The sequence below is a fragment of the Arthrobacter silviterrae genome (assembly GCF_011045165.1).
In the GTDB taxonomy this organism is placed as follows: Bacteria; Actinomycetota; Actinomycetes; order Actinomycetales; family Micrococcaceae; genus Specibacter; species Specibacter silviterrae.
The window spans coordinates 1-12,612 of record NZ_JAAKZI010000056.1 but is presented as its reverse complement, the minus strand read 5'-3'; the positions used below and the strand labels follow the sequence as shown (position 1 = coordinate 12,612).

The following is a 12,612-nucleotide window of genomic DNA, read 5'->3' as shown; positions in this document are numbered from 1 at the left end:
CGACGGCGATGACAGGTACAGCGCGGCTAGCTGCCCAAAATGTGCCTCAGGGCCGGTTCCAGCGACTCGTGCCGGAACTGGTACCCGCCTTCCACAGCCTTCCCGGCAGACACCCGCTGGTCCGCGAGCGCCAGTTCCTGGGCGCCCTGGCGGCCCAGGAGCAATTTGGGCCCGACCGCCGGCACGGCGACCATGGCCGGACGGCGCAGCACGGTGGCCAGCACCCGCGCATACTGTTCGGCCGTCACAGGGTGCGGGGCCACCCCATTGAGCGGCCCCTCCACCCCGGCGTCCAGCACCGCATCGGCGAAGAGCCCAACAATGTCGTCAATGCCAATCCAGCTTTGCCACTGCTCACGCCCCAGCGGGCCCCCCACGCCGGCCAGGTAGAGGGGCAGCAACCGTTGCAGCACGCCTCCGGCCGCCGACTGCACAATGCCCGTGCGGACGTTGACCACGCGCAGGCCGGCGTCCCCCGCAGGCCGGCAGGCGGCTTCCCAGTCGCGGCAGACAAGCGCCAGGAAGTCCGTGCCGGCCCGGTCGGACTCCACCAGTGCCCGTGACGACGCCTGCCCGTACTGGCCGTCGGCTTGGTGCGGGTGTGCCCCGTAGTAGCCCACGGCGGAGCCGGAAACCAGAGTCCGGGCAACGCCGTCGCCGGCCAAGAGGGCCAGCTTTTCCGCCAGCAGGGCCGTGCCCTGAATGCGGCTGCGATAGATGGCGTCCTTGGTCTTCGCCGTAAACCGGCCCCCAATGGTGTGCCCGGCCAGGTTGACCACGGCCGTGCAGCCGGCCAGCGACTGTGCGTCAAGGGTCCCGGTGGAGGGGTCCCAAAAAATTTCACCGGGCCCGCGGGGCGCCCGGCGCACCAAACGAAGCACGGTGTGCCCACCACCTTCCAGCAGGGCGCACAGCTGCGTGCCGATCATCCCGGAGGCGCCCGCCACGGCGATGGTGAGCGGGGGCCCTGCATGCTGGCCGTGGAAGGCCAGCTCGCCAAGCAGCTGCCGTTCCCGAAACGCAAACATGCGCTCCAGTGCGCCCTCCAGCTGTGCCGCCGCCCACGCCTTTCCGGGCAGCGGAGGCAGCTGGTAGGTGATCGTGTCCGTCATGATGGTGCTGCCCGGCACCGGCCCGTCGGCAAAGTCGTGCCGGTGCGTCCACGAGGTCAGCGGTCCTTCCGTCATGACATCCGTAAACGACACGCCCGGCACCAGCTCAGTGTGCAGGGCATCCCACCGCAGCTGCGGCCGCAGGGCGTTGAGGCTGCGCAGGCTTTCCGGCAGCAGCCCCTGCAACGTCCCCGCCGCCGAGCCCAACCACAGCCCGAGCCCGCCGGGCGCACCCACGCCCAGGGCCGCCGTCGAGCCTGGGTTGATGCCATCGCTGGGCTCCGCCAGCACGGTCCCCAGGAACGACGGCGTCAGCCTCACCAGGGCGCCGGGCCGGGTGAACCACGTGAAGACGTCCGCGCGGGGGTGGGGAAGGGCCGTGGTGCGGCTAATGGTGTGCATTGAATCTCCCGGTGGTGGGGCCAGCTGCTGCCTCCCACGCTACCCGGTGTGAAAGCCGTGAAGGCCACCCGTGGCCGGAGTAATTTCCGCCTCCACCCGGGACACCATGCCGGGTGCGGAGTCCGATTCCAGCCAGTCGAGCAGCTGCCTGACATCAGGCTCCGGCCCTTCCACCACCACCTCCACGGTGCCGTCCGCCCGGTTCACGGCACTCCCGTCCAGCTGCAGCTGCGCGGCCTTGCGGGCCGTCAGCCACCGGAAGCCAACGCCCTGGACCATGCCGTGCACGACGGCGGTGAGCCGTACAGGCCCGCTGTTTCCGGCCATGGCACCTCCTTCCCGCGTTGGCCACATGTTCCCACGGTTTGGCGCCGCTGGGGAGGGTTACGCCCCATGTCAGTGGCCCTTGCTAGATTCAAGGGACTGCACTTTGGACTTGCTGGAAGGCGCCGCCATGTTCCTCCTCCCCACCCGCCCGGACCGTCCGAACGTCACCGGCTCGCCCCTGATCTTTTCCGCCTCCGACCTGGTGGTGGCGAGTGAGTGCCAGTACCGAACGCTGCGGATCCTGGATGAAAAGCTGGGCCGGTCGCAGAAGCCCGGATTCCCGGAGGACGCCATGTTGCGCCGGGCCGCCGAACTCGGCGACGCCTTTGAGCACAAGGTCCTGAGCGAGTTCGTTGCCCAGCACGGCCCGTGGGATCCGGCCACCGGCACGGGTGTGAAGGTCGTGGAACGCGGGGAGCTGAGCTGGGCCGGCCTGGAGTCCAAGCGCGAGGAAACGCTGGCAGCGCTGCGTGGCGGGGCCGACGTCGTTTTTCAGGCCACGTTCTTTGACGGTTCGCTGCTCGGATTCGCAGACTTCCTGGTTCGGCAGCCGGATGGCTCCTATGCCGTGTGGGACACCAAGCTGGCCCGGCACGCCCGCACCAGCGCGCTGCTGCAGCTGGCCGCCTACGGCGACCAGTTGGAAAAGTACGGCATAGCTGTGGCTCCCGTGACCACCCTGGTGCTGGGCGACCGCACCCACAGCAACCACCCCATGGCGGACCTGCTGCCCGTGTTCCGCGAACGCCGGGACCACTTTCTGGCGCTGACCGCAGGGCACCGGAAGCAGGCAGGGACGGTGGCCTGGCTGCAGGAAGGCATCACTTACTGCGGGCGCTGCGACTATTGCACGCAGCAGGTGGCGGAGCACCGGGATCTGCTCCTGGTCAACGGAATGACGGGTTCGCAGCGCCGCAAACTCCTGGCCCAGGGCATCTCCACGATCGACGCTCTGGCGACCATGCCGCTGTCCGCCGCCACCGGGCCGCTGGTCCGCCTGCGCGACCAGTCGCGCATGCAAGTGGGCCTGGAAACCGCGGACGGCACGGCAACCGCGGGCACCGGTGCGGAGGCGCACCAGCTCAGCTACAAGGTGCTGCGGGACAGCGTCAGCCGCCTGCCCGCGCCCAGCGACGGCGACATTTTCTTTGACTTTGAGGGGGACCCGCTCTGGCAGGATCCGGCCACGGAAAAATGGGGCCTGGAGTACTTGTTTGGCTCCATCGAGGCCCCTGCGCCGGGCGCCGCCCCAGGCACACGGGAAGTGTTCACGCCGTTCTGGGCCCATTCCCGCGCCGGGGAACGTGCAGCCTTTTTGGCGTTCCTCGAGTATGTGGAGACCCGCCGCCGCCAGTGGCCGGACATGCACGTCTACCACTATGCGCCGTACGAAAAATCGGCCCTGCGGAACCTTTCCGTCCTCCACGGCGCTGGCGAGGACATTGTGGACGGCTGGCTGCGCAGCGGCCTGCTCGTGGACCTGCTGGACACCGTCCGCCAGTCCGTCCGGATTTCCGAGTCCTCCTATTCCATCAAGAAGCTGGAGCCGTTTTACATGCCCGCCGGACGCGTAGGGGACGTGACAAACGCCGGGGCCTCCGTAGTTGCCTATGCGGACTATTGTGCCGAGCGCGACGCCGGCCTGGCCGGGGACACTGGCCAGGCCGCCAAGGCCCGGGAGACCTTGGAGTCAATCTCCGCGTACAACGAGTACGACTGCCTTTCCACCCTGCGCCTGCGCAACTGGCTGTTCAGCATCGGGGCGGCCGTGCAGGTGGCGGCCTGGACCGAGGGCAGCGGAAAGCTGGACGTTTCCGAGGCAAAGAAGGACGGCTACGAACCCAGCCCCGGGGAACTGCAGCTGCTCGCGTTCCTGGACGGATTGCGGGCCCAAAAAGGCCATGAATTCACCCCTGAAGAGAACGCCGTGGACATGGTTGCGGCCGCCGCCAGCTATCACCGCCGAGAGGACAAGCAGTTCTGGTGGGGCCACTTTGACAGGCTGGAGAGGCAGCCAGATGCCTGGGCCGAGGAACGCAACATCCTGCGCATCCAGGAGGTTGCGGTGGTGGAGGACTGGGCCAAACCGGCGGACAAGCCCCGGGCACGGACTGAGAGCCGCATCCTCCAGGTGACGGGAACGGCAACGGAAGGCTCCGACTTCCGCCCGGAAACCGAGTGGTTTGGGATGTTTGACGCCCCCCTGCCGGACGGAATGGCCGAAGAAACAGGCGATCCCGCCGCGGCCGCCCGGCGCGGAGGCCTGTTCAACATCACCGTGCTGGAAGACATGTCCGATCCCGCAACCCCGGAGCTGACCACGCTGCTCGTGGCGGAAAAGTCCACCCTGAAAGTCCAGCCATACGGCCAGCTGCCCATGGCCCTGACCCCAAACCAGCCTGTCCGCACCACCAGCATCCGGACTGCCCTGGCCGAGCTGGCCTCGACGGTGGGGAGCAGCCTTCCCGACCTGCCCAGGCACCCCGGCCTTGAAATCCTGCGCAAGGCCCGCCCCAGGCTGGCCGGAGGCGCCAACCTGCCCAGCGCCGTCGTGCCCGGGGACGGACACAGCCTGCAGGGCAGGGACTACATTGGCGCCATCACCGAAGCCGTGCTGGCCCTTGACCACTCCTACCTGGCTGTCCAGGGGCCTCCCGGCACCGGGAAGACCCATGTCGGCTCGCACGTGGTTGCAAATTTGGTGTCGCGCGGGTGGAAAGTCGGGGTGGTGGGTCAATCGCACGCCGTGGTGGAAAACATGCTGCGGGCAGCCGTGGAGAAGGCCGGAGTCGACCCGGAACGGGTGGGCAAAAAGCTGGCCGCCCCGCACCAGGTGCCGTGGAAAGTCACGGATGACAAACAATTTGGTCGGCTGCTGGGCGGGCCGGAGGGGGCCTTGATCGGCGGAACTGCCTGGACCATGACGGGCGCCAACGTACCGGCCGGGTCGCTGGATTTGTTGGTCATTGACGAGGCCGGGCAGTACTCACTGGCCAACACGCTCGCCGTGGCGCAGTCCGCCCAGCGGCTGCTGCTGCTGGGCGATCCACAGCAGCTGCCGCAAGTCACCCAGGGCTCACACCCCGCACCTGTTGACGAATCCGCCCTGGGCTGGCTGTCGGCCGGGCACGCCACGCTGCCGCCGGAACTTGGCTACTTTCTGGCAGATTCGTGGCGCATGCACCCGGCACTGTGCGCGGCCGTGTCGCGGCTTAGTTATGAGGGAAAGCTGCAGTCCGCACCGGCTGCTTCCGAGCGCCACCTGGCCGGCAAGCCCGCCGGGGTGGAAACGGTCTTCGTGGCGCCTTCGCCGCACAGCACGCGGGAGAATGTCCAGTCCTCACCGGAGGAGGCCGCCGAAGTGGTGGCCCAGGCCAAGGCTCACATCGGGCTGTCATGGACGCCCGGCGCCGGGGAGTCCCGGCGCCCGCTCCGGGCGGAGGACGTCCTGGTGGTGGCCGCCTACAACGCCCAGGTGCACTTGGTGCGCGGTGCACTGGACGCGGCCGGGCTGCAGGATGTGCGTGTGGGCACAGTGGACAAGTTTCAGGGGCAGGAGGCGCCCGTGGTGCTGGTGACGATGGCCTGTGCGGACCCCGCAGCCGCGCCGCGCGGCATGGAGTTCCTGCTCAACCGCAACCGCATCAATGTGGCCGTTTCCCGCGGCAAGTGGCGGGCCGTGGTGATCCGCTCGCCCGAGCTGAGCAATTTCATGCCATCCACGCCCGCGGGGCTGGAGGAATTGGGGGCATTCATCGGCCTGTGCACGCGGGGCGGCACGCCTGCCATGCCATAAAATGGGAGCACTGCCGCGCCGCGGCGTCCCACCACCACCCCGAAGGCCCCGCCATGCGCTCCACTGAAAATGCCGTTGCGCAGTGGCATGCCCAATCGCAGCTGCGCCGCGGACCGGGCTGGAGGCTGATGCAGACAGCGCCCTGGGCGGTGGCCTTCCTCAGCTCCGCCTTCACGCCCGCCCGGCAGCGCATCCCGCTGGAAGAGTTCCATGCGGACCTGGCCGCATTCATGAAGGAACTGCGCCACGAGAACCTCAGCCTCAACGAGTCCTGGCAGGCCTCCAACTACGCGGATTCCTGGGTGCGCAGCCAGTTCCTGGCCCGGCCCATGGTGGAGGGCCGCTTTGTGTACGAGCCGACAGCCAGCACCTCCCGCGTGCTCGCGTTCATGGACACCAGCACCTCGGACCACACCAACCTCAACAGTTCCCGCCTGAACACCCTGCTGACCAGCATTGAGGCCCTTTCGTTCCAGACGAATGCCAACCCGGAACACCGCATAGCTCAGCTGGAGGCGGAAATCGCCGAACGCCAGGCCGAGGCCCAGGCCCTGCGGGACGGCCAGAACCCGGCCGTGCTCTCCGACGACTCAGCCGTCGCCGCCGTCCGCAGCATCTTGGACCTGGCGGCCAGCCTCCCGGCCGACTTCAAGCTCATGCGCGACGGCGTCCAGGAAATGCTGCACACCATCCGCCAGGAAATCATGGAATCCTCGGTGACGAAGGGAGTGGCCGTGGGCCAGGTCCTTGACGGGGACAGGGCCCTGCGCAACACTGCCGAGGGCGGGACTTTCCAAGGATTCACCGATTTCCTCAATGACCCCACCCGGCAGGCCCGCTTCCGGCAGGCCGTCAATGAGGTGCTGGAACGCGGTTTCACCAGCCAGCTTTCGCCCGGCGAACGGACCACCCTGGCCACCCTGGTGCGGGAAATGCGACGCCAGGCAGCCGACGTCCACGCCATCTACGGCCGCCTGTCCGAGAGCCTGCACACCTTCGTCCAGTCCGATGAGTTCAAGGATTCGGTGCTGCTGCGCCAGGCCATACATGCCGCCGAACAGGCCGTTGCAGGGGCTGGGCTTGGCCCCCGCACCCCTGTCGCCACGCCGCTGTTGTTCGCCCCCAACTTTGAAACCCTGTCCGGCCTGGGCATCTTCAACCCCGACGACCACATCCCGCCACCCAAGCTGGCAGCCCCGCCCGCCCTCAGCGATGCCGACATCCACCGCACCCCCGCCACACCGCAGCCGGACATGCCCGCCCTGCACGCCGCCGTCGGACGCGCCCGGGCCACCCGCAACGGCACCGCCACCCTGGCCGACGCGTACGCCGAGCTGCCGGCGGAACTGCGCCACATCAACTCCATCCGGGGGCTGGTCCTGGCCGCACGCAGCACGGACCAGGCGTTCGACGCAACCCGCACGCAAACACTCCGCTTCACCCAGATCAACGGCACCGAGCGCACCGCCCGGCTGCCGCTGGTCACCTTCACAAAGGACACCGCACCATGATCCCCGGTCCCGAATCCGACACGCACGACGCCGGCACCCCGGCACCAGGTGCCGTCCCCGGCATCGCCTACCGGTCCGAGCGCGCCTTGTTTGCCGGCGACACGGGCACCTTCGCCCTGGACATCCGCCAGTCGCTGGTGCGGCTTTTGCGGGGGCCGTACATTGACGGCACCGCAGACCCGGCCCTGTGGACCACCATCCTCACGCACCGCGCGTCCCTGCAGCAGTACCTGAGCGAGATTTTCCTGCTGCTGTCCATCGATCCGGAACGGAAGATCGCGCTGCTGCAACCGGCGGAGATCGACGCCGTCCACACCCAGCCCATCGTGGCGCGCAAACCGTTGCGCCGGGAGGAGACCCTCCTGGCATTGAGGCTGCGCATGCTCCTGGACCGCCACGCCGGCACGGGCACCGACGTCACCATTACGCGTTCCGGGGCCCGGGAAATCCTGGCCGAACATCGCCGCCCCGGGGCCCTGGACGACAAGCGCCTGGACGAACAAACCGATGCGGCCCTGGCGCGCCTGCTGGCCCTGAAGCTGCTGCTGCCCAGCGAACTGGCCACCGAATACCGGGTCAGCAACGCCCTGGCCCTGGCCCTCCCCTTTGACTCCATCGACCAAATCCCCGCCTACCTGGCCGCCCTCGACGCGAACGGCGCCCACGAGATTGAGCGTGAAACTGCAGCCGAGCTGGAACTGACCCTGGAGGATGACGCCGAATGAGCATTGCCACCACCTTGCCCATTGGCGAGGAAATCAACCCCGGCCAGTACCGGCTGAGCCAGATCCAGATCATCAACTGGGGCACGTTCCACGGCCGCCACGCCATGTACGTGGACCGGGCCGGCACGCTGCTCACCGGCCATCCCGGCGTGGGCAAGTCCACCTTGTTTGACGGTATCCAGCACATTTTCTACGCGGCTCCACGCCTCAATGAGTCCGCCCACGAGGCTTCCAACCGCAAGGACAGGCGCACCACGTTCAGCTACATGCGGGGGCGCAAAATCAAGACGGCCGGCGGCACCGTCTACCAGCGGCCCAGCGCCACCTGGTCCGCCACCGCCCTGGTTTTTGAGGACGGGCTGGGCCGGCGCGTCAGCATTGCCGCCCTTTTCGACCTGCCGGCCAACGGGCTTGAAGGCCAGGTGGGCAAACACTACGTGATCCACGACCAGCCGCTGGACACCGCGGCGTTGGAAAGGCACGGAAGCCGGCGCTTCTCGCCGTCGTCCCTGCACGCCGCTCTGCCCGGCTGCGAGGCCTTCGATGTGCACAAGACCTTTGCCGAACGCTTCCGCCGGAAGCTGGGCATCGACAATGACAAGGCGTTCAGCCTGCTGCGCACCCTGCAAAACGGCAAGGGGCTCGACAAGGGCGTGAACCGCTTCTTCCGTTACGAAGTCCTGGACAAGCCCGCCACGCTCGCCGCCGCCAGGGCAGCCGTGGAGGATTTCAGCCACCTGCGCGGCATCTACCGCCAGCTCGAGGATGCCCGCGGGCAGCGCGATGCCCTGGCGCCGGTCCCGGAACTGAACCGCAAGCTGCGGGATCTCAGGGAATCTTTAAACCGCACGGTTGAACTAAAAAATGTCCAGCTGCCGCTGCTGGCGCAGCAGTTCCGCGCCGACCTGCTGGCCGGAAACTCCCGGGCACTCGGCAGCCGGCTGGAGGACAAGCGCCGCGAAATCGACGCGGCCGCGGCCGCCAAGGATGCACTGGCCGAGTCCGTGGCTGCGCTGGATGAGCAGCACGCCAGCCATGGCGGACGGGCCATCGACGGCCTGGAAAGGGACATTCGGACGGCGAAGAGGGAGTTCGAGGAACGCCTGCGCGTGGAATCGGCCGTCCGTGACGATCTCGACGCAGCCGGGCTTGCCTACGATTGGACCGCGGACGGGCTTGCCGCTGCCCGCGCGGCCGCGGAAGCCGGCGTCGAACTGCAACAGGCGGAAACGGAGTCCGCACGCACCCGCGAATATGAAGCGGTGGCCGCCAGCATCAACGCCAAGGCGGAGGAGAAGCGGCTGCGGGCGGAAATTGCCTCCTACCAGCGCCGCGGGAGCAACATTGACGGGCGCAGCGCTGCCGCCCGCCGGGCCATATGCGCCGAGACCGGGCTGGATCCGGCCGGGATGCCGTTTGCCGGCGAGCTTGTGGACATTGCCGACGGCGAGGGCGCCTGGCGTCCGGCCGCCGAGAAGGTGCTGCGGTCCCTTGCCACCACGCTCCTGGTTCCCGGAGAGCACATCAAAGCGGTGACCCGGGCCATCAACGCCCTGGACGGGTACGGGAAGCTGCGCTGGATGGACATGGGGGCACCGGCGCGGACCGCCGAACCGGCGGAGGGGGAACTCGCCACGAAGCTGGAGTTCCAAAAATCCGACGCCGGCGCCTGGCTGCGGTCCAAGGTGGCCCGTGACTTTGCGTTCCACTGCGTGGACCTGGACGCCGAACTTCACCAACACAGCCGTGCCATATCCCTTGCGGGCACGCTAAAGGTCAACTCGGCCACGTTTGAACGTGACACCCGCACGGTCAACCCCGGCGACTATCTGCTGGGCTTCAACAACGCGGACAAAATTGCCCAGCTCGAGGCCCGCGCCGGCGAACTTGCCGCCGACCACGAAGGCGCTGCAGCCCTTGCCGACCAGCGGAGCAAGGCGAAGGACACCCTGGTAGGCCGGCTTGCCGCGCTCAGGCGGGTTGCAGCCGACCAACGCGTATTCGAGCTTCTCGATTCAGCGCCGTTGGCCGCCCGGCTGGAGCAATTGGAGGCAGCCCTGCAGGCCACCATTGACAGCAGTGCCACACTCGCCCAGATCAGGGACGCCCTGGGCGGGGCAAAGGCGGAACTGGAGTCCGCCGTAGGGCGCCTGGCGGTGCTCAACAATGACCTGGCCGGCCTGGAGCGGGAACTCCGCGACGTCGGGCAGTTGGCGGAGCTGACCAGTCAACAGGCCGCGGACCAGCCGCCCGCTGACTGGGCAGCCGAGGCCCTTGCCCCCCATGTGGCCGACAGCGGGCCGGCGTCGCTGGCCGAGCTGGAACAGTTCACCAGCCGAACCACGGTGGAGGTGGGCGAGAGGATTGCCGCCCTCAAGGAGCGGGTGTTCCGTACCGAGGGGGCCCTGGCTGAAACGTTCAAGTCCTTCGCCCGCGAATTCGGGCCGTCCATGAGCGCCAGCCACGGTACGGGGGCCGACGCCGCGGAACAATATGAGCAGCTGTACGAGCGCATCCTCTCCGAGGGGCTGCCGCAGCGCCAGGACGAGTTCCGTGAGTACTTCAACAACCGCTCCTACGAACGCTTCTCGGACCTCCTCCAACTGCTCGAGGAGGAACGCCGCGCCATCGAGGAACGCATCCTTCCGCTCAACCAGATCCTGGAAGATGTGCCGTTCGAAAAGGGGAGCCGCCTGCGCCTGGAGGTCAGGACCACCATTCCGGATGAAGCCCGCACCTTCCGCGCTGACCTGAAGGACGCCCTGGGGAATGCGTACGCCAAGGCCACGGAGGAGAAGATGTCCGCCAGCTACCAGCAACTGGAGCGGCTGGTTGACGCCTTGAATGATTCCAGCCTGCAGGCGTGGGCGGACACGGTCCTGGACGTGCGCCAGCATGTAACCATCAGCTGCAATGAGCACCGTCCCAATGGTGAAGTTGAACTGGGGCTGGAACCCGGCACGCTTTCCGGCGGCGAGGGTCAGCGCTTCACCTCCTTCATCATGGGCGCCGCATTGGCGTACCAGCTCGGCATCGACACCCAGGGGTACAGCACCTACGGGACCGTAATGATTGACGAAGCATTCATCCAGGCCAACTCTGAATACGCCGGGGCCGGCATCAACGCCCTGCAGGAGTTCGGCTTCCAGCTACTGCTGGCCGCCCCGGAGGACAAGGTGGATCTCGCCCGCCACCTTGGCTCGGTGACGGACATCATCAAGCACCCCCAGGCCAATGTGTCCGGCTTTGTTTCCACGGGACGCTCCCCCGCTACGGCAACGGACATCATCCTGCGCTGACGGTGGTGGCGTGTCACCATGTGACGTGCTGCCGGCCCCGTGTCGCAACCGGTTCCCCCTGCTGCGCTACTATGGGACATACAAAACCACAGCACAGGCCGTTTTTGCTGCTGCCCGTCCACCGACGTACGGGCGCGGCACGGCACTGCGAGGCGCCGCCGCACGCCACCTCCTTGCGCGGCAGCCGCCGTCGTCCGGGCAAATAGCCGCCTGGACGCTCTCGCGCCTCCCACCAATGGAAGCGACGCAGGAGACCCACGTGTCATTAGAAGCAACCCTGGCCCCGTCTGCCGGAAGCCAGATCCAATTGTCCGAAGAAGAAATATTTGCCGCCCACGTTGGGGGCAAGCTGTCAATATCCAGCAAGGTGCCCCTGGCCAGCCTCCGGGACCTCTCCATCGCCTACACTCCGGGCGTGGCCCAGGTCAGCAGGGCCATCGCCCAGGACCCGGCCGTGGCCGCCAGCCATACCTGGAGCAGCCGCCTCGTGGTGGTGGTCAGCGACGGCACTGCGGTGCTGGGACTGGGAAACATCGGTCCCCGGGCGTCACTGCCCGTCATGGAGGGCAAATCCGCACTGTTCAAGGCATTCGGCGACCTCGACTCCATCCCGCTGGTGCTGGACACCACGGACGTGGATGAAATCATTGAGACACTTGTCCGGCTGCGGCCCAGCTATGGCGCTGTGAACCTCGAGGACATTTCCGCGCCGCGTTGCTTTGAACTCGAAGCCCGCCTCATCGAGGCCCTGGACTGCCCCGTCATGCACGACGATCAGCACGGTACCGCCGTGGTGGTGCTGGCAGCATTGACCAATGCCGCCAAGGTGGTCGGCAAGGAATTTGCCTCCATGCGTGCCGTCATTTCCGGTGCGGGTGCCGCCGGCATTGCAGTGGCCCAAATACTGCTCGACGCCGGCGTCGGCGATGTGGTGCTCCTGGACTCGCGCGGCATCATTCATGCGGGCCGCGGGGACCTGAACGGTGTCAAGGCCGCCTATGCCGCCAAGACGAACCGCCACGGGCTGACCGGAGGCATTCATGAAGCGCTCGACGGCGCCGACGTGGTGGTGGGCGTTTCCTCCTCCACCATCGAGGAAGCTGCGCTGGCCGGCATGAACCAGGATGCCATCATTTTCGCGCTGTCCAACCCCGATCCGGAGGTACAGCCCGACGTCGCGGCCCGCCATGCCGCGGTTGTGGCCACGGGCCGCAGCGACTATCCCAACCAGATCAACAACGTCCTGGCGTTCCCCGGCATTTTCCGCGGCGCCCTTGATGCGGGTGCGCGCAGGATTACCCCTGCCATGAAGCTGGCGGCTGCCGGGGCCATCGCGGGATTGGTTGGTGCGGACCTGGCCGCGGACCATGTGGTGCCCAGTCCGCTCGATCCGCGTGTTGCTCCGGCCGTGGCGGCTGCGGTGGCGGGTGTTGTTGGGTA

Annotated in this window: 7 protein-coding genes; 5 read left to right on the top strand and 2 right to left on the bottom strand. The window is 67.6% G+C overall.

The window, feature by feature from the left end:
- Nucleotides 1–26: 26 nt before the first annotated feature.
- Together G6N77_RS18905 and G6N77_RS18900 are read right to left on the bottom strand one after the other, a co-directional pair.
- Nucleotides 27–1,514: a TIGR01777 family oxidoreductase gene (locus G6N77_RS18905; RefSeq protein WP_165183721.1), complete on the bottom strand. Its 1,488-nt coding sequence runs from the start codon at nt 1,512–1,514 to the stop codon at nt 27–29.
- Between the two features lie 39 nt (nt 1,515–1,553).
- Nucleotides 1,554–1,841 (bottom strand): acylphosphatase, encoded by a 288-nt coding sequence (locus G6N77_RS18900; protein ID WP_165183720.1) that lies wholly within the window; start codon nt 1,839–1,841, stop codon nt 1,554–1,556.
- A gap of 127 nt (nt 1,842–1,968) precedes the next feature.
- Here G6N77_RS18900 and G6N77_RS18895 point away from each other — a divergent pair, with 127 nt between their 5' ends.
- The 5 genes from G6N77_RS18895 to G6N77_RS18875 form a co-directional block, all read left to right on the top strand.
- Nucleotides 1,969–5,637: a TM0106 family RecB-like putative nuclease gene (locus G6N77_RS18895; protein WP_165183722.1), complete on the top strand. Its 3,669-nt coding sequence runs from the start codon at nt 1,969–1,971 to the stop codon at nt 5,635–5,637.
- Between the two features lie 53 nt (nt 5,638–5,690).
- Nucleotides 5,691–7,148: a DUF3375 domain-containing protein gene (locus G6N77_RS18890; RefSeq protein ID WP_165183719.1), complete on the top strand. Its 1,458-nt coding sequence runs from the start codon at nt 5,691–5,693 to the stop codon at nt 7,146–7,148.
- Nucleotides 7,145–7,873, top strand: a complete 729-nt coding sequence (locus G6N77_RS18885) for a DUF4194 domain-containing protein (RefSeq protein WP_165183718.1) — start codon at nt 7,145–7,147, stop codon at nt 7,871–7,873. The genes G6N77_RS18890 and G6N77_RS18885 overlap by 4 nt, the downstream gene beginning before the upstream one ends.
- Entirely contained in the window at nt 7,870–11,172 is a 3,303-nt protein-coding gene (locus tag G6N77_RS18880; protein ID WP_165183717.1) for an ATP-binding protein, read from the top strand. Before G6N77_RS18885 ends, G6N77_RS18880 begins: the two co-directional genes overlap by 4 nt.
- 259 nt (nt 11,173–11,431) lie before the next feature.
- The coding region (locus G6N77_RS18875) for an NAD(P)-dependent malic enzyme (RefSeq protein ID WP_262455700.1) at nt 11,432–12,612 on the top strand (1,181 nt) is incomplete at its 3' end.

Coding starts and splice junctions, on each gene's coding strand:
- G6N77_RS18905 (WP_165183721.1), bottom strand. CDS start 1,514: ATGCACACCATTAGCCGCACCACGGCCCTTCCCCACCCCCGCGCGGAC.
- G6N77_RS18900 (WP_165183720.1), bottom strand. CDS start 1,841: ATGGCCGGAAACAGCGGGCCTGTACGGCTCACCGCCGTCGTGCACGGC.
- G6N77_RS18895 (WP_165183722.1), top strand. CDS start 1,969: ATGTTCCTCCTCCCCACCCGCCCGGACCGTCCGAACGTCACCGGCTCG.
- G6N77_RS18890 (WP_165183719.1), top strand. CDS start 5,691: ATGCGCTCCACTGAAAATGCCGTTGCGCAGTGGCATGCCCAATCGCAG.
- G6N77_RS18885 (WP_165183718.1), top strand. CDS start 7,145: ATGATCCCCGGTCCCGAATCCGACACGCACGACGCCGGCACCCCGGCA.
- G6N77_RS18880 (WP_165183717.1), top strand. CDS start 7,870: ATGAGCATTGCCACCACCTTGCCCATTGGCGAGGAAATCAACCCCGGC.